The sequence below is a fragment of the Bradyrhizobium ganzhouense genome (assembly GCF_049949285.1).
GTDB classification, from domain to species: Bacteria; Pseudomonadota; Alphaproteobacteria; order Rhizobiales; family Xanthobacteraceae; genus Bradyrhizobium; species Bradyrhizobium ganzhouense.
This window is the reverse complement of record NZ_CP181318.1, coordinates 1,229,800-1,255,009: the sequence shown is the minus strand read 5'-3', so window position 1 is coordinate 1,255,009 and position 25,210 is coordinate 1,229,800. Positions and strand designations below refer to the sequence as shown.

The following is a 25,210-nucleotide window of genomic DNA, read 5'->3' as shown; positions in this document are numbered from 1 at the left end:
GCCCCTTGTGAACCCGAATGGGCTGCGAATCAATCGAGTCGCGTCTGCCCATCCCCGCCGCACTGCCCGCACGGTTAAGACATGTTCCAGCGCTGGTCACATCTTTTCGCTTGGCAGAATGGTTGCGATTCCGGACAATGACGACACATAAGAGCCGCTCGACCGGCCGAATCACTCGATCTGGGGCTTAGTGGATTTTGGCCGGATCGTGCGGCGTGAAGGGACGAAGCCTGAGAAGATGACCCGGTTTGACGGCGAGGTGTCGCCAGCTTTCGAGATCATGGAGCCCGCCGAGTGGCGCGCACCCGTTATCTTCAACTCGCCCCATTCCGGCTCGACCTATCCGGCCGAATTCCTCGCCGCATCGCGGATCGACCTGCCGCAACTTCGGCGGTCCGAAGATTCCTTCATGGACGAGTTGACCGGCCATTTGAGCGATCGCGGCTTTCCGACCGTGCGGGTGAACTTTCCCCGCTCCTATGTCGACGTCAATCGCGAGCCCTATGAGCTCGATCCGCGCATGTTCAGCGGACGGCTGCCGAGCTTTGCCAACACGCGTTCGATGCGGGTCGCAGGCGGGCTCGGGACCATTCCGCGCGTGGTCGGCGACGGCCAGGAAATCTATCGTGACCGCATCCTGGTCGACGACGCGCTCGCGCGGATCGAGACGCTGTACAAGCCCTATCATCGCGCGCTGCGCCGGCTGATCAACAAGGTGCACCAGATGTTCGGCACCGTGGTGCTGGTCGACTGCCATTCGATGCCGTCGGTCGGGGTGTCCCGCGACGAGCCGCGCCGGCCCGACATCGTGATCGGCGACCGCTACGGCACCAGCTGCACGCCGCTACTGCCCGACCGCGTCGAGGAAACCATGACGGGGCTCGGCTATTCGATCGGCCGCAACAAGCCCTATGCCGGCGGCTTCATCACCGAGCATTATGGCAATCCGGCGAGCGGTCTGCACGCGGTGCAGCTCGAGCTCAATCGCGCAATCTACATGGACGAGCGCCGTCGCGAGCGCAGCCCGCGCTTTGCGCAAGTCGCGAGCGACTTCGGCGTTCTCGCCGATGTGCTGGCGACCACGATCCCGTTCGGCGATCTCGGCCCGTTCCAGGCCGCGGCGGAATAGACGCGACTCTTTCTCGAACGATCGTGCTCTCTGCGAGAGGCGCGAAATGCGTTTCGCTTCGCAAGCGTACGCGCACCAAACTGAAAACAGGCGACAAAGAAAAAAGGGCCGCTTCTGATGAAGAAGCGGCCCAAGTCTAGGGAGGAAACGCCCAAGGAGGGCAGCGGTAACGCAAGGAGCGCTACCGCACCGCAACAATATGCGGCCGCGCCGCACAAAGTGCAAGGGCTTTTGAGCGGTTTCCCATGCAAAAACACATGGCTCATTTGCTTATACAGAAACCTAGATTCAGTTTCTTTAATAAGGAAATTCAATGGGTTGATAGTCATTTGCATACGAACAAGGCATATGCGGAACTAAGCTCTCAACTCTGTGATCGATATTTGGCCAGCGGATGGCTCCAATAGGGCAGACGGTAGCCGCATCCAAAATACCAGGGTGCAAATCAAGACAGCGCTGCACGCGAGAGGCGAATTGAGCTAGGCAGATGAAAGCTTCACCCGACTTTCGTTTTGAGGATGCGCCGTGACGGTGATCGACTTCTCAGCTTTCATCGGACGGCTTGCCACCGCCTCCGGCGAAACCATCCTGCCGTTCTTCCGGACCTCGCTGTCGATCGACGACAAGAGCAAGACCAAGGATTTCGATCCGGTGACGGAAGCCGACCGCGCGGCGGAGGCGGTGATGCGGCGGCTGATCAAGGCCAGCTTCCCCCAGCACGGCATCGTCGGCGAGGAATTCGGCAATGAGCGCGAGGACGCCGACTATGTCTGGGTGCTCGATCCCATCGACGGCACAAAATCCTTCATCGGCGGCTTTCCGATCTGGGGCACGCTGATCGCGCTGCTGCACAAGGGCTCGCCGGTCTACGGCATGATGCACCAGCCTTTCATCGGCGAGCGCTTCTCCGGCGATAACGGCTCGGCCAACTACAAGGGCCCCTCCGGCGAGCGCCGGCTCCAGGTCCGCCGCTGCGCCTCGCTGTCGGAGGCGACGACCTACACCACCTCTCCCTTGTTGATGAACGAGCGCGACCGCGCCATTTTCGGCCGGATCGAGCAGGGCGCGCGGCTCTCGCGCTACGGCGGCGATTGCTATTCGTATTGCATGCTGGCGGCCGGCCATGTTGATCTCGTGGTCGAGACCGAGCTGAAGCCTTACGATATCGCAGCCCTGATCCCGATCGTGACCGGTGCCGGCGGCGTCGTCACCACCTGGGAAGGCAAGCCGGCCCAGGGCGGCGGCCGCATCGTCGCGGCCGGCGACGCCAGGGTTCACGAAGAAGCACTGAAACTGCTCAACCAGTAACAAGCGCCGGCGGGGGGCTTGCATGACCATCTCACGCAGGCTTCTCGTTAGATCGTTCCTCGGATTGTTCTTGGGATTATTCTTGGGATTGTTTCTGCTGCTGCCGTCCGTGGCGGAGGCGCAGAATTTTCCGGCAAAACCGATCAAGCTGATCGTGCCGTTCCCGGCCGGCGGCCCCAACGACATCATCGCCCGCGTCATCGGCCAGCGCATGTCGGAACTGGCAGGCCAGCCGGTGCTGATCGACAATCGCGGCGGCCAGGGCGGCGTGCTCGGCACCGACGCGGTCGCCAAGAGCGCGCCCGACGGCTACACCATCGCCATCTCCTCTGCTGGCGCGCTCGCGATCAGCCCGAGCATGGAGAAGGTCGCCTACGACACGCTCAGTGACCTGACCGCGGTGACGCTGGTGGCGACCGTGCCGGAAATGCTGGTCGTGGCAACCAATGTGCCCGCCAACGACATCGGCGAGCTGATTGCGCTGGCGAAAGCACAGCCCGGAAAGCTCAACTTCGCCTCCTCCGGCCCAGGCAGCCTGCCGCATCTCGCCGGCGAATTGTTCAAGCTGACGGCGAAGATCGACATCGTGCACGTGCCCTATCGCGGCGCCGCGCCTGCCGTGAACGATCTCCTCGGCCAGCAGGTGCAGATGACGTTCCTCGATCTCCCGGTGCTGCTGCCGCAGGTCAAGGCCGGCGCCCTGAAGCCGATTGCGGTCGGCTCGGTGGAGCGCGCCCCGACCGCAGCTGACGTGCCGACCACGAAGGAAGCGGGCTTTCCTGATCTGCGCATCGAGAACTGGTACGGCATGGTCGCGCCGAAGGGCACGCCGAGGGAGATCGTCACCGCGCTGCATGACCTCGCGACCAAGGCGATGGCGGATCCCGCGGTGAAGGACAAGCTCGCCCAGCAGGGCGCGACGCTGGTCGACGATGAGCCCGAGCATTTTCGCGCATTCATTGCGGACGAGACTGCGAAATGGGCGAAGGTGATCAAGGACGCCGGGGTAGAGACAGCGAAGTAATCAACCGTTTGCGCTCAGCGCCGCCACGAGGTTGGTGCATTCCCTCCCCCCTTGCGGGGGAGGGCTAGGGAGAGGGGCCCACACGGGGACTCCATCGACCTCTCTTCTTCGGAACAGACACACCGTTTGCTGGGCTACCCCTCTCCCCCGCCCTCCCCCACAAGGGGGGAGGGAGCGCAGTTGTGCGCGCAGCCGCAGTGTAGGCTCACATCAACATCCCTCCTCACACTGCCGCCGCCCTCAAATGCTCCACCAGCATCTTCGCCGGCTTTGGCAGCGCCTTGAAGCTGCGCGCGCAGATCACGAGGCGGCGGTTGGCCCAGGCGTCGCGCAGGCGGACCATGGCGAGCGGCATCAGTTTTGCGCAGCGGCGGGCGGCGGATTCCGGCACCAGCGCGACGCCGACATCGGCTGAGACCAGCTGGCAGATCGCGTCGAAGTCGCGCAGCCGCGCGCGGAAATGCGGGCGCATGCCGAGCCGGGCGGCGTGCTTTGAAATATGCATCTGAAGCGCCGTCGCGCTGGTCAGGCCGACGAACTCGCAACCGCCCGCCTCCTGGAAATCGATCTGACGGCGGCCGGCGAACGGGCCACGCTTCGACGTCACCAGCGTCAAACGATCCTCGCTGAACACGAAACGCTCGACGTGATTGGGCAGCGCATGCTCGGCGGCGAAGCCGAGATCGGCAGCCCCCCCGGTGATCGCGGCCGCGATGTCGGTGCTCTCGCGCTCCTCGATGTCGATGGCGACGTCGCGATGCTCGCGCAGGAATCCGGCCAGCGCCTTCGGCAGATGCTCCGACAGGCCCGAGGTGTTGGCAAGGAAGTGCACGCTGGCGCGCACCCCGCTGGCAAAGCCGGCGAGATCGCCGCGCATGGCGTCGATCTGGTGGATCACGAGCCGGGCATGATCGAGCAGGCTCTCGCCGGCCGCGGTCAATTCGACGCCGCGCCGCCCGCGCTTGAGCAAGGCGACGCCAAGCGCATCCTCGAGCCCCTTGATCCGCGCGCTGGCCGACGCCAGCGCCAGGTGCGACCGCTCCGCGCCGCGGGTGATGCTGCGCTGGTCGGCGACCGCGATGAAGAGCTGGAGATCGACGAGATCGAAGCGCACTGTTGCGTCCTCCAAACTTAGCTTTCGTCGTGAACGAAGGCTGTCTCCGTAACCTCCAGATTGTGCCTGGGCGCGGCTTCGGTCAATGTGGGCGTATGATTGACCCGTTTCTCATTCTCATCGCCGCCGTCTTCCTGGTCGCCGGCTTCGTCAAGGGCGTCGTCGGGCTCGGCCTGCCGACGGTGTCCATGGGCCTGCTCGCGGTGAACATGGCGCCCAGCCGCGCGATCGCCATCGTGATCGTGCCCGCCATCGTCACCAATATCTGGCAGACTTTCGTCGGCCCTCATCTGCGCGACATCCTGAGGCGGCTGTGGCCGCTGATGATCGGCACCGTGGTCGGATGCTGGCTCAATGCCGGCGCGCTGACGGGACCCTATGCCCGCTACGGCACCGTGGTGCTCGGCATCCTGCTGGTGATCTACGCCATCATCGGCCTCAGCAGTTTCAAGTTTCACGTCGCACCGCAGAACGAGAAATGGGTCGGCGGCGTGGTCGGCGTGATCACCGGCGTGATCTCGGCCTCAACAGGCGTGCAGGTGATCCCCTCGATGCCGTTCATGCAGGCGATCGGCATGGAGAAGGACGAGCTGGTGCAGGCGCTCGGCGTGTTCTTCACCACCGCGACGCTGGCGCTTGCCTTCAACCTGACTGCGGGCGGCCTGCTGACCCCAGCCAATGCCGCACCGGGCGCCGTCGCCATGGCCATGGCCTTTGCCGGCATGTTCATCGGCCAGTCGGTCCGGGCGAAAATGCCAGCGGAGGCGTTTCGCCGCTGGTTCCTGGTTGCGATGATTTTGCTTGGCGTCTATTTGGCCGGCAGCGCGCTGCTGAAGGAATTCATCTGACGTGATCCAGTCATCGTTCGGATCACCTACCGCGTCTCAAGCATGGCGACGCGGATGCCGAGATAGATAAAAAGGCCGCCGAGGGTCCGGTTGACCCAGGCTATCACGCCCTCGGACTGCCGCAGCCGGCCGGCAGCCTTGGCCGCAAACGCCGCCAGCACCAGGCACCACAGCGTCCCCGTGCAGATGAAGATCAGGCCGAGAGTCAGGAAGGCGAGCGGCTTATGCGGCGCATCGGCTGCGACGAATTGAGGCAGGAAGGCCAGGAAGAACAGCGCGACCTTGGGATTGAGCGCGTTGGTGAAGACGCCCTGGAGGAAGACCCGCCGCAGCGAGTTCCGCTCCGCCTCCTCCTTTACCGCCACCAACGAAGGTCGCGACCACAGCATCTGAAGGCCGGTCAGGACGAGATAGGCCGCGCCGACCAGCTTCAGGATCGAGAACGCGGTGGACGAGGCCATCAAAAGCGCCGAAAGGCCGATCGCGGCGCCCGCAACATGGAAAAAGCAGCCGCAACTGATGCCGAAGGCCGCCGCCACCCCGCCGCGCCAGCCCATCTGCATGCTGCGGCCGATCACATAGACCGAATCCGGCCCCGGCGTGATGTTGAGCAGCACACCCGAGAGGACGAAGAGCCAGATTTCGTGAATGCCCAGCATATGAGGTGCTCCGCCACCGCGACCGTCCGTCTCAAGACGCTGCCCATAATTGGTTCGGCCGCCGCCGTCCACTACCGCCATTGCGTAGAATTTACCTCGAATCTGCAATGCGGTTCACACTTTCGCTCGGCCTCATCTGCTTTATAAAGGCAGGGTTTTGAAATGCGGGATTCGAGGCGCCTGCCACGCGGTGGCTGTCCCCTCTCCCTTGGAGCTCCGAGGATATGGAAAGACGTCTGGCCGCCATCGTCTGCGCCGATGTCGCCGGTTATTCGCGGATGATGGGCAGTGACGAGGCCGGCACCCACGCCGCCTTCAAGGCCCATCGCAGCGCGATCCATCCGATCATCCTCAATCACGGCGGCCGTGTCGTCAAAAACACCGGCGACGGCTTCCTGCTGGAATTCCCCTCCATCGTCGGCGCCGCCGAGGCCGCGATCGCGATGCAGGTGCTGATGGCGGAGCGCAATCACCATCTGCCGGCCGAACGCACCATGCAGTTCCGGCTCGGCATCCATATGGGTGACGTGATCGCCGACGAGGACGAGGTGTTCGGTGACGATGTCAACATCGCCGTCCGCCTGGAATCGGTGGCGAGGCCCGGCGGGTTCGCGATCTCGGCCAAGGCCTACCGCGAGGCGAGCAAGCATCTCACCGTGCCGCTGGTCGACGGCGGCAACCACCGCTTCAAGAACATCAAGGATCCGGTCGGGATCTGGACCTGGACGCCCGACGGCGCGACCGCAGTCGCCCCCGAGCTGAAGGAAGGATCGGCGCTCTCGCAGCAATATCGCACCGCGATCGTCGGCGTGCTGCCGTTTGCCAATCTCAGCGACGCCCAGGATGAATATTTCTCCGACGGCCTGACCGAGGATCTGATCCACGCGCTGTCGCTGCAATCGTTCTACCGCGTGCTGAGCCGCAACTCGACCTTCGCCTTCAAGGGTAGGAATGTGAGCACGCGCGTGATCGCGCGCGAGATCGACGCCACCTATCTGATCCAGGGCTCGGTGCGGCGCGCCGGCGCCAAGATCCGCGTCACCGCCGAGCTGATCGCGCCGGAGACTGGCGAACAGCTCTGGACCGGCCGTTACGACCGCGACATCGGCGACCTCTTCGCGATGCAGGACGAGATCACGACCAATCTGTCCGCGGCCATCGCCACCGAGATCGTCCGCGCCGAGGCCTCCGCGCCCGCGCGCCCCACCACCGACGTGACGGCCTGGGATCGCTTCCTGAAAGGCCTGTCGCATTACTACCGGCAGACCAAGGAAGATCTGGGGACGGCCGTCGACCTGTTCCGGGAGGCGATCGCGCTCGATCCAAAACTCTCGATCGCGCACGCCTATCTCGCCACGATCCAGATCCAGAGCATCCAGTTCGGTTGGGTCAAGGGCACGCGCGAGATGTGGGCCGAGGCGATGCGGCTTGCCGAAACCAGCGTTCGGCTCGACCCGCGCTCCTCCTTCGCATTCTCGATCCTGTCCTGGGCGCACGCGATGGAGGGCCATGACGAGGCCGCGATGGACGCCGCCAAGCGCGCGGTCGCACTCAACCCCTACGACATGGGCGCGCGCGGCGTGCTCGGCATCTGCCATTTCGTCATCGGCGAGCACCGCCAGGCGATCGAGCTGTTTTCGATGGCCGCCCAGCGCGACAACAGCGACCCGCGCTATCAATGGGCGGCGCTGAACGCCTTCAGCCATTATCTGTTGAGGCAATATGACGCGACCCTGTCGTGGGCCCGCGAGCAGCTCTACGTCAACCCGAACCATATGCAGGCGCTCGCGATCCGCGCCGCGGCGCTGGCGCAGCTGGGCCGGACCGGCGAGGCGGTCGAGGCGACAGGCGTGCTGATGGGCAACTACCCGACCCTGAATGTCGACCGTCATTTGCGGAATTTTCACTGGAAGCGGCCCGAGGACATCGCGCATTACCGCGACGGGCTCCTGAAGGCGGGCGTCCCGGCCAGCAAGCTCACGCTGGTCCAGAGCGACGTCAGACGGGCCGCCGAGTCCTGAGGGCAAACCGCGACTGCGCCGCGATATCGTGCCCGACTTTATTGACACCACAGTGAATTCAGCCACACTTCGTCACACGCTGAAGTAGTATTGTCCTTCGGCGTTCGCACTGTCTGTTTGTTAAACTTTCCACGCTTGATCGGCATGGCCGCTTTTTCGCGATTCGTTTCTTTCAGGATTTTGACCGATGGATGCCTCCCGCAAGAAGCCCTTTGATCCCTCGATCGAAGTCTCGCCGAACAATCCCTGCCCGTTCCTGCGCGGCCTCGTCGGCGAGGGTTTTGTCGACGGCGGGACAGTCCCGCTCCGGACGCTGTCGCAGACCATCGCAAATGCAAGCGGCGAGACCGGGCTGAAGAAGGTCGCGGCCCGTGTCCAGGTCCGCGGCGTTGCGCTGATCGCCAATGGCGCCTGTCACATCCTGCAAAGCATCTTCTGGGGCGCGCAGCTCAATGGCTTGCGTGGCGGCCCGCTAGACAAGCTCGGCGCCGGCTCGCGCATTCTCGGTGTCGACGGGCACGTCGACGAGGACGAGATTGCGCGGCTCGCCAGTTTTGGCGGCGCCTATGCCGATCCCGATGGCGGCACCGAGACCGGGCTCAACGCCGTGCAAATCCAGACCTTCATGAACGACAATCTCAAGCGCGCCGGCAATCAGTCGCGCTGGTATTACCCGATCCTGATGAAGTTCGAATGGCCGGTCCTGCTCAAGATCATGGGCAAGGGCCAGGGTGATGACCGCTATCTCAGCGTGGCCGAGGTGAGGACATTGTTCAACGAGCGCAAATTGCCGGACCGGATTACCCAGCGGGTCGTCGCCCAGCCGGTCATCCCGCCCTCGCTGCTCTTGCGCGCTGTCGGCGGGCTAGCCGCCGCGCTTTTCGTCTTTGGCATCGTGGCGCTGCGCTTCCCCGATCAATTCCAGCCGATGCTGCCCAATGTCATCGGCCAGTTCGTGGCCCCGCCACTGCCGAAGCTTGTCGAACCCCGGGCCGCCTACTGGCTCGAGCAAAACTGGGCGCTGGAGGACCGGCACTGGTTTCATCATGCCAGCCAGGGCACCGCGACCTTCCCGGTGCCCTATAGCTGGTTCATGGCGCTCGAGCAGCCGCGGCTCCATTTCTTCGCCAAGCCCGGGATGCTGCATGACAGCGACCATCTGCAGCGGTTCGGCTTCATCCCGAGCCCACAGACGATCAACACCGATGACGCCACGCTGCGCCGGTTCGGCTATGCCAACGTCTACGACAAGACGAAGCCGGTGCCAGCACGGCTTTGGAATCCGCCGGTCAACTGGGGGGCCCAGGCTGAAAACGTCGACGGCCTGCCCGTCGGTTTCGCGCGCATGACCGGCGTGCCCGATCCCGCGACCGGCAAAATCGGCGAGGACCGGATCGGCCTGACCTGCGCCGCCTGCCACACCGGCCAGATCCACTACAAAGGTGTCGACATCCGCTTCGACGGCGGCCCGGCGATGACCGACCTCAGGAAGCTCGAGATCACGACCGGCCTGTCGATCGCCTACACGCTCCTCGTGCCGGGTCGCTTCACGCGCTTCGCCGACCGTGTGCTCGGCCCCTCCGCCAGCGATGCGGATCGCGATGCGTTGAAGCAGAAGCTGAGTGCGATCGGCACGTTCCTGAAAGATTGGGAAACGACCTACAACAAGACTATCGAGGGCAAGACGAGGCTCAACGAGAAGACGAAGCGCGAAGAGCAGCAACAGGACACCGAGGAAGGTTATGGCCGCCTCGACGCGCTCAACCGCATCGGCAACCAGGTCTTCTCCCAGGACATGACGCTCAGTGGTCTCAGCGGCTTCGAGAAGAATCTGCATGCCAAGGACGCGCCGGTCAGCTTCCCGCCGATCTGGACCGTGCCCTGGCTCAAATACGCGCAATATGACGCATCCATCGAGCAACCGCTGATCCGCAACGCCGGCGAGGCGTTGGGCGTGACCGCGCTGCTCAATCTGTCCGACAACAGCCCTAAGGACACGCTGTTCCGCTCGTCGATGGACATCAAGAACCTCAACTGGATCGAGGATCTGCTGAAGGGCTCGGCGCCCTATCCGAAAAAGCAGCTCTCCGGACTGACATCGCCGAAATGGCCGTCGGACATCTTCGGCGATGCTGCGTGGAAGATCGATAGTGACCGCGTCAAACGCGGCCGCAAGCTCTACGCGGAAATCTGCGTCGAATGCCATCTCGGTCCGGTCAACGATCCCGTGTTCGATACCGAATTTCCGGACCAGAACATCTGGTCCTCGTCGCGCTGGGAAGCCATCGGCAACGACAAATTCCTGAACGAAGTCCAGAAGAGCGCCAAAGGAATGGGGACCGATCTCGCTCAGGCCAGTGTGCTGGCGACGCGGACGGTTCAGGTGCCGGGCTTCCTCAAGCTCGATCCCACGCAGAACCTCAATGCGTGGTGGAGCTGCAATCTGCCGGAGGTTTCTTCGACCGACATGCCGTACTCGCTGGGCCTGATGGTGCTCGTCGACATCGTCAGCCGCAAGGCGATGGACGATGCCAAGATCGACCCCAGGGTTCAGCAAGCCTGGTGGGGCAAGCGCCAGAACTGCCCGAATCCCGGTCCGCAGCCGGCCGACAAGAATGAGCCGGGGCCCTGGTATCGCGCGCGTCCGCTCAACGGCGTCTGGGCGACGGCGCCTTACCTGCACAACGGATCGGTGCCCTCGCTCTACTGGATGCTGAGCCCGGCCGCCGAGCGTCCGAAATCGTTCTGCATGGGCGGGGGTCGCGACTACGACCCGAAGCAGGTCGGCTTCGCGGTCGCCGACGGCGAGAGCTGCAAGACCGGGCAGTCGCGCTTCTCGACGCGCGCGTCTGATGGCACCGAGATGTACGGCAACAGCAATGCCGGCCACTCCTTCGACGGCACGCCGGGCCCCGGCAAGGACGGCACCATCGGCCGCGTCCTCAAGGAGCAAGAGCGCTACGATTTGATCGAGTATCTGAAGACGCTGTGAGTTGCCGCTTCACCTCTCCCCATTCTCTTCCGCCCAAGCTTCAGCGAAGGAGGATGCAGGGAGAGGCCGGAGTCCATCCACATCGTCATTGCGAGCGCAGCGAAGCAATCCAGAATCTTTCCGCGGAGACGGTCTGGATTGCTTCGCTGCGCTCGCAATGACGGAGAATGCGACTACTTGAACAGCGGCGTGCCCGGCACGAACGCATCAAACGCGGCCCAGAACTGGGAGCGGTAACGGTCCTGCTCCTGCAGGATCTCGTGCTTCGAGCCGGCGATCACGAGATGGGAGCCGGCGCGCAAATGGTAGGCGAACTCCTCGATCGCCGCGGTTGAAACCACGGTGTCGTTGGAGGCCGCCAGCATCAAGATCGGCTGGCGGATCTCGGACGGGTAGTTCATGCCCTTGAAGGTGCTCATCGCCGCGAACGCGGTATCGGCCCATGCGACCGTCGGTGACGCCAGGCCGAGCGTTGGGTCTTCCTCCAGGATCGCGGCATTGCGCGCATAGCGCACGGGATCGCTGGTCAGGGGATTGTTGATGAAGGGCGACAGCCCAGTGATGTGGTCGCTGCCGCCGGGAACGTACCCGCCGCCCCGCCCCAGCATCCGCATCGTCTTCAGCAATGCCCGCACCGGAAGCGAGGTAGCGCGCCCCGGCAGGTCGATCATCGGCGCCGACAGCACCATGCGGTCGAACCAGCGCTTTTGCGCATGTGCCAGCCGCAACAGCACAGCGCCGCCCATGGAATGGGCCAGCGCGAAGAACGGCGGCGGACAATCCGGCAGCACCACCTGCTGCACGAAGGTCTCCACATCGATCTCATAGTCGGCGAAGTTGCGCACATAGCCCTTGCGCGGATCGCGCAGGCGGCGCGAGGAGTGTCCCTGCCCGCGCCAGTCGAACATCGCCACCGCAAAGCCGCGGTCGCGCAAATCGCGCACCGTCTCGAAATATTTCTCGATCTGCTCGCTGCGCCCGGTGAAGACGCAGACGGTGCCCTTGCGGTTCGCCGGCGGCGCCCAGCGCGCAAAGCGCAGCTCGACGCCGTCGCGCGTCTTGATCGTGCCGCTGACGACGTCTTCGGGAACGGGATTGGACGGAATCGAGACCAGCGTCATGATTGGGAGTGCTTGGGCGCCAAGTGCTGTAGTTCAAGTGCTGCAAATCAAGGGGCGGGAGCGCCGAAAAGGCGCCATTGCCGCCCTCTTGAACGCTGTCTGGACTCACCCATATCACCTTGGTGCAGGCCGCTACCAGTGTTTCGGAACCGGAACATCAGGCTGCACACAGACTAAAGCCCGGCCCGATTGGCGGGCGGGTTACCTGAACAGTCGCTCAATGGAGGACTAGACCATGCGTACCTACGATCTCACCCCGTTCTATCGTTCCACCGTCGGCTTCGACCGCCTCTTTAACCTGCTCGACCAGGCAGGCTCTGACGGCAGCCCCGGTTATCCCCCTTACAACATCGAGCGTACCGGCGAGAACGCCTACCGCATCACCGTTGCGGTCTCCGGCTTCGCCAAGGATGAGCTCTCCATCGTCGCGAAGGAAAACACGCTGACGATCAAGGGCGAGAAAGTCGCCAACGAGAACTCGAAGTCCGAAGTGCTCTATCGCGGTATCGCCGCCCGTGCCTTCGAGCGCGCCTTCCAGCTTGCCGACTTCGTGCAGGTGAAGGACGCCTCGCTCGAGAACGGCCTGCTCCACGTCGACCTCGTGCGCGAGATTCCCGAAGCGAAGAAGCCGCGCCAGATCGTGATCAGCTCCGGCGCAGCGAAGGCGCAGGTGATCGAGAGTTCGGTCGCCGCCTAAGCGAGCATCAACCTCCAGATTACGAAAACGCCCCGGTGCCCCGGGGCGTTTTTTCGTTTTACATCGCATCACAGAGCGGTGAGGACACGTAACGCCTCCACCTCGCGCTCCGTCTTTTTGCGTACCGACCCCAAAACAAGACGGAGAATGATCATGACTTTCTGGCGCAGCCTTTTCGTCGCCGCGAGCCTGCTGGCGGCTCCCATCAGCCTTGCCCATGCGCAGACCCCGCAGACGGTGAAGGCGAAGAACGTCGTGCTGGTGCACGGCGCCTGGGCCGATGGCTCGAGCTGGTCGGAGGTGATCCCGATCCTTCAGGCCGCAGGCCTCAACGTCACCGCCGTGCAGAATCCGCTGGGATCGCTCGCCGAGTCGGTCGAGGCGACCAAGCGCGTGCTGGCCGAGCAGGACGGCCCGACCGTGCTGGTCGCGCATTCCTGGGGCGGCACCGTGATCAGCCAGGTCGGTACCGATCCGAAGGTTACCGGCCTCGTCTACATCGCCGCGCGCGCCCCCGATTCCAACGAGGATTTCGTCGCACTGTCGAAGCAGTTTCCGGCGGGCCCTGCGCGCGCCGGCATCGTCGAGCGCGACGGCACCACAAAACTTTCGGAAGACGCCTTCCTGAAATATTTCGCCAACGGCGTCGCGCCGGAACGCGCGAAGGAGCTTTACGCTGTGCAATGGCCGACGGCCGCCTCGATCTTCGCAGGCCGCACCACTGAGGCCGCCTGGCATTCGAAGCCGAGCTGGTACGCGGTGTCGAAGAACGACGGCACCATCAACCCCGATTTGGAACGCTTCCTCGCCAAGCGCATGAACGCGGCCACGATCGAGCTCGACGCCGGCCACCTCTCGCTGGTGTCGCATCCGAAGGAGGTCGCGGATTTGATCCTGGAGGCGGCCGGGTATCCGCGGAGCTGAAGTACAATCGCAAAAACGAAGGGCGCCTGAGATTTCAGGCGCCTTTTTGTTTCGCCCTGCTCTCTCTCCGTGGTCGTCCCGGCGAAGGCCGGGACCCATAACCACAGGGAGGAGTTTGGCGAAGACGCGTCGTTCGGTACTCGCACTGCCCGCTATCGATGCACCTCGCGGTATGGGTCCCGGCCTTCGCCGGGACGACACCGTTGGTGTGGTGCGCGTCAGCGCTAATCCAGCCCCTGTGCTGCCGGCATCTCCTGCGTCGGCAGGATCGTTGCTGGCGGCTTGGCCTGACCAACGGTTGCCGGCGGCACAACCTCGGCGGGTTTTGCCTGCACGGCAGCCGTCTGCTGCGCGGGCTGAGCCTGCTGCACCGCCTGCTCGGCGGGCTTGGTGGCCGCGACCGGTGTCTCGACCCGGTGCGGAGCCGCCTTGGGCAGCGGAACGGTGCGGCTGGCGACGTGCGGGATCGGCGCCGGCGGACGCGGCGGGCCGCCGCGAACCATGGTCGGCGGCGGCAGCGCGCTTTGCGGCCGGTAAGGTGCAACCGAAGGCTCCTCATAGGCCGGCGCCATGCCATAGGCATCGGCGGCCGGCATGAAGCGGATGATCCGGCCGTCGCGCGCGTCGATCACCAGGCGGCCGTCGTCGCCGCGGTGGTCGATCACCGCAATGGTATAGACCGCGCCGCGCAGGCGGGGGATCCCGAGCGGCGAGAAGCCGTTGTCGCGCAGCACGGCATAGACCTCGGTTGGCGGCAGCAGCGGCGGCGCGTGGCCGCGCTCATCGCCATAACCATAGCCGTACCGCGGCGGCGGTGCCGGTGGAACTTCCGGGGGCCCGTACGGCCCGTCGAAATCGGAGACCGCGATATAGGGCCCTCGCGCCGCTCCGTTCGCCGCGACCTGCGCCTCAGCGGCACCTGCCACCAGCGCCAGCGCGGCGGCGGCCACACATCCTGTGAAAACTTCATGGTCGACACGCTCCTGTCAGGCCCCCCAACGGCTCGCGCTCTTTCGCTTCTGGCGGCGTGGCGCTCGGTTCGAAGGGCTGATCCGAAGCTTCAATGGGGATTCCGGCGGGGCTTGGGCCGGATCAGGGCGCGTTTGCTTCAAAACCGGGGCCGCGCAACTTTCGGAAAGCGATTGATTGACATATCGGGAATCGGGACTTTCGCGCGCTTGTGTGATAGACAAAAATTTGGCAAGGTGATGGTTAGGACAGGAAGACTGTCTCAATTTTCCTTGCAGTTCCGGCATAGGGATTGCAACGAAAGTCGGTGCCTTCGAGCGCCAGGAGACAACAGACAAAGCCGTTCTCGGGGACGAAGAACGCCTTGGTCTGAATTCTTGGCCTGAATTTAAGAAAATGCGGCTCGCAGCGGACGAGCGGTGACCCAGAGGCGGGTGCCGCGGAACGCCCAAGGTGCGCCGAAGATGGCGGTGAGGCAGCTTGCCGCATGGAGAGGATTGGAACAATGAACGGGTCGCAATTCGAGCGCGGAAACATCGTGGCAGAACAGCTGTCGGCGACGGTCGCCTCGAAAACGACCGACCCGATTCAGGAACACAATTCGCGCCCGCCGGCCGAAGGTCTCTACGATCCGAGCCTGGAGAAAAACTCCTGCGGCGTCGGCTTCATCGCCAACATCAAGGGCAACAGGTCGCACGAGATCGTCTCGGACGCGCTGAGCATCCTCTGCAACCTCGAGCATCGCGGCGCCGTCGGCGCCGATCCGCGCGCCGGTGACGGCGCCGGCATCCTGGTGCAGATCCCGCACGCCTTCTTCAGCCGCAAGGCCAAGGAACTCGGCTTCGCGCTGCCCGCGCCTGGCGAATACGCCATCGGCGCGCTGTTCATGCCGCGCGACACCGCCTGGCGCAACGTCATCAAGAGCATCATCGCCGACCAGATCAAGGAAGAGGGCCTGACCCTGCTCGGCTGGCGCGACGTGCCGACCGACAATTCCTCGCTCGGCGTCACCGTGAAGCCGACCGAGCCCGCCTGCATGCAGGTGTTCATCGGCCGCAACGGCACCGCCAAGACCGAGGACGATTTCGAGCGCCGGCTCTACATCCTGCGCAAGTCGATCTCGCAGGCGATCTATCAGCGCCGCGACCGCGGGCTTGCGGGCTATTACCCGTGCTCGATGTCCTGCCGCACCGTGATCTACAAGGGCATGTTCCTCGCCGACCAACTCGGCAAGTACTACCCTGATCTGCACGAGAAGGACTTCGAGAGCGCGCTCGCGCTCGTCCACCAGCGCTTCTCGACCAACACCTTCCCGGCGTGGTCGCTGGCGCATCCCTACCGCATGATCGCGCATAACGGCGAGATCAACACACTGCGCGGCAACACCAACTGGATGGCGGCGCGCCAGGCCTCGGTGAGCTCCGAGCTCTACGGCAAGGACATCAACCGGCTGTGGCCGATCTCATACGAAGGCCAGTCGGACACCGCCTGCTTCGACAACGCGCTCGAATTCCTGGTGCAGGGCGGCTATTCGCTGCCGCACGCCGTCATGATGATGATTCCGGAGGCGTGGGCCGGCAATCCCTTGATGGATGAGAAGCGCCGCGCCTTTTACGAATATCATGCCGCGCTGATGGAGCCGTGGGATGGCCCCGCTGCGATCGCCTTCACCGACGGCCGCCAGATCGGCGCCACGCTCGACCGCAACGGCCTGCGGCCGGCGCGCTATCTCGTCACCAAGGACGACCGCATCGTGATGGCGTCCGAGATGGGCGTGCTGACGATCCCCGAGGACCAGATCATCACCAAGTGGCGCTTGCAGCCCGGCAAGATGCTGCTGGTCGACCTCGAGCAGGGCCGCCTGATCCCGGACGACGAGATCAAGGCCGAGCTCGCCAGGAGCCATCCCTACAAGGAGTGGCTGGAGCGGACCCAGATCGTGCTGGAAGAGCTGCCGAAGGTTCCGACCACCGGCGTGCGCTCGAACCTGTCGCTTTTGGATCGCCAGCAGGCGTTCGGCTACAGCCAGGAAGACATCGCCATCCTGATGACGCCGATGGCGGCCATCGGCGAGGAAGCGGCGGGATCGATGGGCAACGACACGCCGATCTCGGCGCTGTCGGACAAGGCCAAGCCGCTGTTCACCTACTTCAAGCAGAACTTCGCGCAGGTCACCAACCCGCCGATCGATCCGATCCGCGAGGAGCTGGTGATGAGCCTCGTCTCCATCATCGGACCGCGGCCGAACCTGTTCGACCTGCAGGGCCTCGCCACCACCAAGCGTCTGGAAGCGCGTCAACCGATCCTGACCGATGCCGATCTCGAAAAGATCCGCTCGATCTCGGATGTGGCCGAGTCGCACTTCAAGTCGCGCACGCTGGACACAACCTTCCACGCCGGTCTTGGTGCTGCCGGCATGGACCAGGTGCTCGACGAGCTCTGCGCGCGCGCCGAAAGCGCGGTGCGCGAGGGCGTCAACATCATCATCCTGTCCGACCGCATGGTTGGCTCGGACCGTGTGCCGATCCCGTCGCTGCTGGCCTGCGCCTCCGTGCATCACCACCTGATCCGCACCGGCCTGCGCACCTCGGTCGGCCTCGTCGTCGAATCCGGCGAACCGCGCGAAGTGCATCACTTCGCCTGCCTTGCCGGCTACGGCGCCGAAGCAATCAATCCTTACCTCGCGTTCGAAACCATCATCGCGATGAAGGACCGCCTGCCCGGCTCGCTCGACGACTACGAGATCGTCAAGCGCTACATCAAGTCGATCGGCAAGGGCTTGCTCAAGGTGATGTCCAAGATGGGCATCTCGACCTACCAGTCCTATTGCGGTGCGCAGATCTTCGACGCGGTCGGCCTCAAGGCGGACTTCGTCGGCAAGTTCTTCGCCGGCACGCATACCCGCGTCGAGGGCGTCGGCCTTGCCGAGATCGCCGAAGAAGCCGTGCGCCGTCATGCCGACGCGTTCGGCGAAGCGCTGGTCTACAAGACCGCGCTCGATGTCGGCGGTGAATACGCCTATCGCAGCCGCGGCGAGGATCATGCCTGGACCGCCGAGTCGGTCGGGCTGCTTCAGCACGCCGCGCGCGGCAACTCGCTGGAGCGCTATCGCGCCTTCGCAAAGATCCTCAACGAGCAATCGGAGCGCCTTCTGACGCTGCGCGGCCTGTTCCGGATCAAGAACGCCGACGAAGAGAAGCGCAAGCCCATCCCGCTCGACCAGGTCGAGCCGGCCAAGGACATCGTCAAGCGTTTCGCCACGGGCGCGATGAGCTTCGGCTCCATCTCGCGCGAGGCGCACACGACGCTTGCGATCGCCATGAACCGGATCGGCGGCAAGTCGAACACCGGTGAAGGTGGCGAGGAAGCCGACCGCTTCAAGCCGATGCCGAATGGCGACAGCATGCGTTCGGCGATCAAGCAGGTCGCCTCGGGCCGCTTCGGCGTCACCACGGAGTATCTCGTCAACTCCGACATGATGCAGATCAAGATGGCGCAGGGTGCCAAGCCCGGCGAAGGCGGCCAGCTGCCTGGGCACAAGGTCGACGCGACCATCGCAAAGGTCCGTCATTCGACGCCGGGCGTCGGCCTGATCTCGCCGCCGCCGCACCACGACATCTACTCGATCGAAGATCTGGCGCAGCTGATCTACGACCTCAAGAACGTCAACCCGACGGGCGACGTTTCGGTCAAGCTCGTCTCCGAGATCGGCGTCGGCACCGTCGCCGCGGGCGTCGCCAAGGCGCGCGCCGACCATGTCACCATCGCGGGCTTCGAGGGCGGCACCGGCGCTTCGCCGCTGACCTCGATCAAGCATGCCGGTAGCCCCTGGGAGATCGGCCTCGCCGAGACCCACCAGACGCTGGTGCGCGAACGGCTGCGCAGCCGCATCGTGGTCCAGGTCGACGGCGGCTTCCGCACCGGCCGTGACGTCGTGATCGGCGCACTTCTCGGCGCCGACGAGTTCGGCTTCGCCACTGCGCCGCTGATTGCGGCCGGCTGCATCATGATGCGCAAGTGCCATCTCAACACCTGCCCGGTCGGCGTCGCCACCCAGGACCCCGTCCTGCGCAAGCGCTTCACCGGCCAGCCCGAGCACGTGATCAACTACTTCTTCTTCGTCGCGGAGGAAGTCCGCGAGATCATGGCCTCGCTCGGCTTCCGCACGTTCAACGAGATGATCGGCCAGGTGCAGCTGCTCGACCAGACCAGGCTGGTCGCGCACTGGAAGGCCAAGGGCCTCGACTTCTCCAAGCTGTTCGTCAAGCAGAAGGAAGAGAAGGGCCAGAAGATCTATCACTCCGAGCGCCAGAACCATCATCTGGAGGCGGTGCTCGACCGCACGCTGATCGAGAAGGCACAGCCCTCGCTCGATCGCGGCGCGCCGGTGAAGATCGAGGCTGCGATCAACAGCACCAACCGCTCCGCGGGTGCGATGCTGTCCGGCGCAGTCGCCAAGATCTACGGCCATGCCGGCCTGCCGCAGGACACCATCCATGTCAGCCTCAAGGGCACCGCGGGTCAGGCGTTCGGTGCGTGGCTTGCCAACGGCGTCACCTTCGAACTCGAGGGTGAAGCCAACGACTATGTCGGCAAGGGTCTCTCGGGCGGCAAGATCATCGTCAAGCCGCCGGCCAACAGCAGCATCGTGCCGGAAGAGAGCATCATCGTCGGCAACACCGTGATGTACGGCGCCATCCAGGGCGAGTGCTACTTCCGCGGCGTCGCCGGCGAACGCTTCGCCGTGCGCAACTCAGGCGCGGTCGCCGTCGTTGAAGGCGCGGGCGATCATTGCTGCGAATACATGACCGGCGGCATTGTGGTCGTGCTCGGCAAGACCGGGCGCAACTTCGCGGCCGGCATGTCGGGCGGCATCGCCTATGTGCTCGACGAGACCGGCGACTTCGACAAGCTGTGCAACATGGCGATGGTCGAGCTCGAGCCGGTGCTGTCGGAAGAGATGATCAACGCCGGCACCTATCACCACTCCGGTGACCTCGAGGCGCACGGCCGGGTCGACGTGTTCAAGAACCTGCTCGATTCCGACGTCGAGCGGCTGCACGTCCTGATCTCGCGCCACGCCAAGGCGACCGGTTCCAAGCGCGCCGCCGACATCCTTGCCAATTGGAAGGAATGGCTGCCCAAGTTCCGCAAGGTGATGCCGGTCGAGTACCGGCGCGCACTGCGCGAAATGGCGGCCAACGCGGACGCCGAGCCGAAAATCGCGATCGGGGCGTAGGAATATCAGCGCCCGTCATTGCGAGCGTAGCGACGCAATCCAGACTTTCTCCTCGGATGCAGACTGGATTGCTTCGTCGCTACAGTGCAAAATTGCTTCGCAATTTTGTCACGAGCTCCTCGCAATGACGGTTGAGGAAGCAACAGACGAATTTAAGCGGCAGGGACTTCGGGTTTAATGGGCAAGATCACGGGTTTTCTCGAAATCGAACGGCATGACCGCAAGTACACCCCGGTCGCCGAGCGCGTGAAGCATTACAATGAGTTCGTCGTTCCCTTGACCGAGAAGGAAACGCGCGACCAGGCCGCGCGCTGCATGAACTGCGGCATTCCCTATTGCCACGGCACCGGCTCGGTCGCGCCCGGCACGCCCGGCTGCCCGGTCAACAACCAGATCCCCGATTTCAACGACCTCGTCTATCAGGGCAATTGGGAAGAGGCCTCGCGCAATCTGCACTCGACCAACAATTTCCCGGAGTTCACCGGCCGCATCTGCCCTGCGCCGTGCGAAGCCTCCTGCACGCTCAACATCGACGACAACCCGGTCACCATCAAGACCATCGAATGCGCGATCGTCGACCGCGCCTGGGCCAATGGCTGGCTGAAGCCTGAAGTGGCCGCCGTGAAGACCGGCAAGAAGGTCGCCGTGATCGGCTCGGGCCCGGCCGGCATGGCCTGCGCGCAGCAGCTCGCACGCGCCGGTCACGACGTGCACCTGTTCGAGAAATACGCAAAGGCCGGCGGTCTGCTGCGCTACGGCATCCCCGACTTCAAGATGGAGAAGGGCATCATCGACCGCCGCGTCAAGCAGATGGAAGGCGAAGGCGTCACCTTCCACTACAACAGCCATGTCGGCGTCGACGGCAATGTCGACCCGCGCGAGATGCTCAACGAGTACGACGCGGTTGCGCTGACCGGCGGCGCGGAAGCCCCGCGCGACCTGCCGATCCCCGGCCGCGAGTTCGACGGTATCCACTATGCGATGGACTTCCTGCCGCAGCAGAACCGCCGCGTCTCCAGCGAGCCCTTGAACGGCGTCACCGAGATTTTGGCCGGCGGCAAGCATGTCGTCGTCATCGGCGGCGGCGACACGGGATCGGACTGCATCGGCACCTCGCTGCGCCAGGGCGCGCTCTCGGTGACCCAGCTCGAGATCATGCCCGCCCCGCCCGAGCGCGAGAACAAGGGCCTGACCTGGCCGAATTGGCCGCTGAAGATGCGGACGTCGTCGAGCCAGGCCGAAGGCGCGGTGCGCGAATACGCAGTGCTGACGCAAAAGTTTTCTGCCGAGAACGGCAAGGTCAAGAAGCTGCACTGCGTGCGCGTCGACGACAAGTTCAAGCCGATCGAAGGCACCGAGTTCGAGCTCGATGCCGAGCTGGTCCTGCTCGCGATGGGCTTTGTGCATCCCGTGCACGAAGGCCTGCTCAAGCAGCTCGCGGTTGACCTCGACCCGCGCGGCAACGTCAAGGCCAATACGCTGGACTACCAGACCTCGCGCCCGAACGTGTTCTCCGCCGGCGACATGCGCCGCGGCCAGTCGCTGGTCGTCTGGGCCATCCGCGAGGGGCGGCTGTGTGCAAGGTCGATCGATACGTTCCTGATGGGGAAGACGGATCTGCCGCGCTGAGGCAAATTTTCAGCGCGGACGTTAGGCTACGTCCCCAACGAAGTTGAGAGCGTAGGCCCCGCGCCTATCGCTTTCTCGATCGGCCTACCAATGTCCAGATACCACGCTCTTACCCAACCCTTCGCATTCAAGACAAGTCTGAGCGACCTCATCGCTTTGTCTTGGGAAGACCAGGGCATAAGCGCCGACTTTGCGATCCCGGAGGACGCACTGCGGGCTCTCACGGTTCGGTTCAACAGGACGCACGTCGTTCGAATTTTGGACGAAATGGCGCTTAGCACCGAAGACGTAGACACGCCATCTGTGGGACTGATCGCCGAGCACTTCGCGTATCTGGTCGACGACTCATTGTTTTGGAAGTCGCAATCCGAAGCGCTCAAGCTCGTTCACACCAACGCTCGCCATTATCGCTTTGTTACCGGCTGGACGTGCCTTGATGTCATTTCAGGCGAAGAGCCGGTCATCACAGTGACCACGAGGATCCCAAGCCGTACTTAGCTGATCGGACGGTCACTACGCCCGCCTCTAATTCTGCAGTCTCACCCCCAGCATCACCACCGTCCCCTGCGAGCTCGAGCCCGGCTGGTTCGAATCCAGGATGTCGTGGCGCAGCGTGCCCTTGATCCAGACATTGCGGTTGAGCTTGTAGATCAGGTTGCCTTCGATCGAGTAGGTCTTGTCGTTGCGATTCTGGCCCTGGTAATCGTAGGTGCCGTAGGTGAACTTGCCGATTGCAGTGAGCCAGCGGCGGAAGTCGTGGTCGACCTCGGCGGCATAGGTGTGCACCAGCACGCCGGAGGAGCCGGGGATCGTGGTTTCCGCGATCTGGGTGTCGGTGTTGAATTTCACCGTGGTGAGACCGCTCGCATTCCAGATCAGCGAGCCCGCGGTGAGGAAGCCCGCGAGCTGGCTGAGGCGCGGGTCGACATAGTTGCGCGCGGTATAGCCGACCGATATCTCGCCGGTGAGAATGCGCGTGAACTCGAAGGTCGAGCCGACCTTGGCGTAGCCACCCGATGAATCGCGGAAATAGCCGTTGCGGTCGGCGGGCTGGTCGTGGACGCGGCTGTCGCCTTCGATCTCGACGAACGGCTTCAGCCCCGGCTTGAGGTCGTAGGAGAAACGTCCGACGCCGCCATACTGGTTGAAGTCGCGATCGTCGTTGCTGAAGGTCGAGCCGTCGGTGAGCTTGGAGTCGGTGTAAGCCGTGCGATCGATGGTGGCGCCGGCCGCGACCTGGAAGCGATTAAAAGTCTGGTCGAAGCCGAAGGTGCCGCCATAGGTGGCGTAAATGGGATATTTCTGCAGGCCGGCCTGCACGTTCGGGCTGCCGGGATTGTCGGTGGCGAGCCGCAGCCGGAATTGCGAGGTCAGCTTGAGATCGCGGTCGACGTCGAAACGGCCATCGACATGGCCGGTGAAATCGGGACGATTGATCTCGACCGGCGATGGCGAGGCAAGGCCGTCGATCGTCGCCGGCATGTTGTTGGTGTAGCCAGAGAACGAGCCGCGCAAGTCAGCGACCAGCGCGTGGCGCTCCCAGTCGGACATCACCAGAAGATCGGGCGCGACGACAAAGACCGGCGAACCGACCGGCTTCTGCAGGCGCGCGGGATTGGTGTCGTAGCCGCTGGAGAGCTCGAGCCCGCCCTTGATCAGAAAGCTGCCGGCGTAATCGCCGACCGCGCCGAACGCATCGTCATCGGCCTTGAGGCGACGGCGCTGCGGCTGGCCGGGCACGGTGCCCGCCATCGCCGGCGGCACCGGCGTCTTGTTCGCGGTCTCCGACGGCGGCGGCGCAATGCGCGGCGCACCGAGAGGGGACAGCACCGGTGTTGCGGACGGCACCGGCGAGCCTGGACCTGCGGGCTTCTTCGGCTTCGGCTGGCCCGGGTAAAGCTTTGGCTGCTGGCGCTTGCGATTGAGCGAGTCGTAGCCGGAGCTGCTCGCGCCGTTCGCTGCGGGCAGGCCATAGGTCGGGACCTGGCCGACGCGCGACGTCGCGGGCGCATCGCTTCGCTTACGCGGATCGTCGTTGGGATCCGGCGGCGCCGGGATCGCGTCCGACGGTGCCTGCGGCACGCCGGCCGTACGCCGCATCGGCAGCGTGTCGGGCGAGGCAAAGCCGCCGCGGTTGGGATTGAACAAGTCGGGCGTGAGGCTCTGGGCGGCCGCCGGGCCGCTGTCCAGCGCGGTCAGCAGCAGGCATGGCAAAGCGGCGCGAAAGACGTACGCGCGACTGCTCCGGCCCCTACCTGGAGGCGACCCCACGATGTAATAACTCCAACGAAATCAAATACTTCGTCGACGGCCGCCCGCGAACACGCGGGAACCATCGTTAATGGAGTTAAAACAATTATGGTTAATGACCCGTTGAAGGCTTTGGGGCTCGCGTCGCCTCACGGGCCGGGGCGTGCTAAGGAGGCGGCAATCGCCTTACCTTCCTGGATAGATGCATGCCGAGTTCGAAACCGCTGATGACCCAATCATCCGGCCCCACCCCGACAAGTGTCGAATCCGCGCTCCGCACGCTGGAGACCGAGAGCGGCGGCATCAACGCGCTCGCCGCCGCCCTGCGCGGTCCGCTGGGCGAGGCGTTCGCCAAGGCTGTCGACCTGATCCGCAACGCCAAGGGCCGCGTCATCGTCACCGGGCTCGGCAAGTCCGGCCACATGGCGCGCAAGATCGCCGCGACCCTGGCATCGACCGGTACGCCGGCCTTCTTCGTTCACACCGCTGAAGCCGCCCATGGCGATCTCGGCATGATCACCACCGACGACGTCATCATGGCGCTGTCCTGGTCCGGCGAGCAGCCGGAGATGAAAACCCTCGTGAACTACTCGGCGCGCTTTGCCATCCCGATGATCGCGGTGACGTCGAACGCGGCCTCCTCGCTGGGCCAGGCCGCCGACATCGTGATCGAGCTGCCGAAGGCGCGCGAGGCCTGCCCCCACAATCTCGCGCCGACCACCTCGACCATGATGCAGGTCGCGATCGGCGATGCCATTGCCATCGCGCTGCTCGAAGGCCGTGGCTTCACCGCGCTCGAATTCGCGCATTTCCATCCGGGCGGCAAGCTGGGGGCGATGCTGAAATTCGTCCGCGACTATATGCGCACCGGCGCGGAGATCCCGGTCAAGCCTGAAGGCACCAAGATGTCGGACGCGATCATGGAGATGTCGGCCAAGGGTCTTGGCTGCGTCTGCATCGTCAACGACGCCAACGAGGCCGTCGGCATCATCACCGACGGCGATCTGCGGCGTAACATGCGGCCTGATCTGCTGACGGCGTCGGTCGATGACATCATGACCAGGCAGCCGAAGTCCGTGCCGCCCTCGATGCTCGCCAGCGAGATGATCGAGGTCCTCAATGCGCGAAAAATCACGACGCTGGTCGTGACCGAGGCGAACAAGGTGGTGGGTATCGTGCATCTGCACGATCTGCTTCGGGCGGGTGTGGCTTGATCGTCATCCCGGGGCATCGCAAAGCGATGAGCTCGCAACTTCGTCGGACGCCGGAACGACGGCGATGGCCGA

17 protein-coding genes are annotated in these 25,210 nt (G+C 64.2%); 12 read left to right on the top strand and 5 right to left on the bottom strand.

Annotated features, from left to right (window positions below; translation table 11 throughout):
* The first annotated feature begins 238 nt into the window (after positions 1-238).
* The 3 genes from ACLFLU_RS05850 (at position 239) to ACLFLU_RS05840 (ending at position 3,461) form a co-directional block, all read left to right on the top strand.
* Positions 239-1,129 carry an N-formylglutamate amidohydrolase gene (locus ACLFLU_RS05850; protein WP_426411376.1) on the top strand — a complete coding sequence of 297 codons (891 nt, stop codon included), beginning with the start codon at positions 239-241 and terminating at the stop codon, positions 1,127-1,129.
* Between the two features lie 525 nt (positions 1,130-1,654).
* Positions 1,655-2,437, top strand: coding sequence for a histidinol-phosphatase (gene hisN, locus ACLFLU_RS05845; protein ID WP_211406168.1), 783 nt, complete (start codon positions 1,655-1,657; stop codon positions 2,435-2,437).
* Between the two features lie 22 nt (positions 2,438-2,459).
* The gene (locus ACLFLU_RS05840; protein WP_426411375.1) at positions 2,460-3,461 is read left to right on the top strand and encodes a Bug family tripartite tricarboxylate transporter substrate binding protein; all 1,002 of its coding nucleotides are present in this window, start codon (positions 2,460-2,462) and stop codon (positions 3,459-3,461) included.
* 223 nt (positions 3,462-3,684) lie between these two features.
* Here ACLFLU_RS05840 and ACLFLU_RS05835 read toward each other — a convergent pair whose 3' ends face one another.
* Positions 3,685-4,575 (bottom strand): LysR substrate-binding domain-containing protein, encoded by an 891-nt coding sequence (locus tag ACLFLU_RS05835; RefSeq protein WP_426411374.1) that lies wholly within the window; start codon positions 4,573-4,575, stop codon positions 3,685-3,687.
* 95 nt (positions 4,576-4,670) lie between these two features.
* On the opposite strand from ACLFLU_RS05835, the gene ACLFLU_RS05830 reads away from it, so the two are divergent.
* Positions 4,671-5,423, top strand: a complete 753-nt coding sequence (locus ACLFLU_RS05830) for a sulfite exporter TauE/SafE family protein (RefSeq protein WP_426411373.1) — start codon at positions 4,671-4,673, stop codon at positions 5,421-5,423.
* 26 nt (positions 5,424-5,449) lie between these two features.
* Here ACLFLU_RS05830 and ACLFLU_RS05825 read toward each other — a convergent pair whose 3' ends face one another.
* A complete protein-coding gene (locus ACLFLU_RS05825; protein ID WP_426411372.1) occupies positions 5,450-6,082 on the bottom strand; it encodes a LysE family translocator in 633 nt (210 codons plus the stop codon).
* 224 nt (positions 6,083-6,306) lie between these two features.
* Here ACLFLU_RS05825 and ACLFLU_RS05820 point away from each other — a divergent pair, with 224 nt between their 5' ends.
* Together ACLFLU_RS05820 and ACLFLU_RS05815 are read left to right on the top strand one after the other, a co-directional pair.
* Positions 6,307-8,103 carry an adenylate/guanylate cyclase domain-containing protein gene (locus ACLFLU_RS05820; protein ID WP_426411371.1) on the top strand — a complete coding sequence of 599 codons (1,797 nt, stop codon included), beginning with the start codon at positions 6,307-6,309 and terminating at the stop codon, positions 8,101-8,103.
* A gap of 187 nt (positions 8,104-8,290) precedes the next feature.
* Positions 8,291-11,095, top strand: coding sequence for a di-heme-cytochrome C peroxidase (locus ACLFLU_RS05815; RefSeq protein WP_426411370.1), 2,805 nt, complete (start codon positions 8,291-8,293; stop codon positions 11,093-11,095).
* A gap of 173 nt (positions 11,096-11,268) precedes the next feature.
* Here ACLFLU_RS05815 and ACLFLU_RS05810 read toward each other — a convergent pair whose 3' ends face one another.
* A complete protein-coding gene (locus ACLFLU_RS05810; protein WP_426411369.1) occupies positions 11,269-12,216 on the bottom strand; it encodes an alpha/beta fold hydrolase in 948 nt (315 codons plus the stop codon).
* A 235-nt stretch (positions 12,217-12,451) separates the two neighbouring features.
* Here ACLFLU_RS05810 and ACLFLU_RS05805 point away from each other — a divergent pair, with 235 nt between their 5' ends.
* Together ACLFLU_RS05805 and ACLFLU_RS05800 are read left to right on the top strand one after the other, a co-directional pair.
* Positions 12,452-12,913 carry an Hsp20 family protein gene (locus ACLFLU_RS05805; protein ID WP_426411368.1) on the top strand — a complete coding sequence of 154 codons (462 nt, stop codon included), beginning with the start codon at positions 12,452-12,454 and terminating at the stop codon, positions 12,911-12,913.
* A gap of 153 nt (positions 12,914-13,066) precedes the next feature.
* Positions 13,067-13,837 carry an alpha/beta fold hydrolase gene (locus ACLFLU_RS05800; protein WP_426411367.1) on the top strand — a complete coding sequence of 257 codons (771 nt, stop codon included), beginning with the start codon at positions 13,067-13,069 and terminating at the stop codon, positions 13,835-13,837.
* A 224-nt stretch (positions 13,838-14,061) separates the two neighbouring features.
* On the opposite strand, the gene ACLFLU_RS05795 is transcribed toward ACLFLU_RS05800, so the two are convergent.
* Positions 14,062-14,763, bottom strand: coding sequence for a hypothetical protein (locus tag ACLFLU_RS05795; RefSeq protein ID WP_426411366.1), 702 nt, complete (start codon positions 14,761-14,763; stop codon positions 14,062-14,064).
* A 548-nt stretch (positions 14,764-15,311) separates the two neighbouring features.
* Between ACLFLU_RS05795 and gltB the strand changes: the two genes are divergently transcribed.
* The 3 genes from gltB to ACLFLU_RS05780 all read left to right on the top strand — a co-directional run bounded on the left by gltB (position 15,312) and on the right by ACLFLU_RS05780 (position 22,172).
* Positions 15,312-20,045: a glutamate synthase large subunit gene (gene gltB / locus ACLFLU_RS05790; RefSeq protein WP_426411365.1), complete on the top strand. Its 4,734-nt coding sequence runs from the start codon at positions 15,312-15,314 to the stop codon at positions 20,043-20,045.
* 177 nt (positions 20,046-20,222) lie between these two features.
* Positions 20,223-21,674, top strand: coding sequence for a glutamate synthase subunit beta (locus ACLFLU_RS05785; protein ID WP_426411364.1), 1,452 nt, complete (start codon positions 20,223-20,225; stop codon positions 21,672-21,674).
* A gap of 90 nt (positions 21,675-21,764) precedes the next feature.
* A complete protein-coding gene (locus ACLFLU_RS05780; protein ID WP_426411363.1) occupies positions 21,765-22,172 on the top strand; it encodes a hypothetical protein in 408 nt (135 codons plus the stop codon).
* A gap of 27 nt (positions 22,173-22,199) precedes the next feature.
* On the opposite strand, the gene ACLFLU_RS05775 is transcribed toward ACLFLU_RS05780, so the two are convergent.
* Positions 22,200-23,945, bottom strand: coding sequence for an outer membrane beta-barrel protein (locus ACLFLU_RS05775; protein WP_426411362.1), 1,746 nt, complete (start codon positions 23,943-23,945; stop codon positions 22,200-22,202).
* A 185-nt stretch (positions 23,946-24,130) separates the two neighbouring features.
* Here ACLFLU_RS05775 and ACLFLU_RS05770 point away from each other — a divergent pair, with 185 nt between their 5' ends.
* Complete coding sequence (locus ACLFLU_RS05770; protein WP_426411361.1) at positions 24,131-25,138, top strand: KpsF/GutQ family sugar-phosphate isomerase; 1,008 nt, start codon at positions 24,131-24,133, stop codon at positions 25,136-25,138.
* Positions 25,139-25,210: the final 72 nt, after the last annotated feature.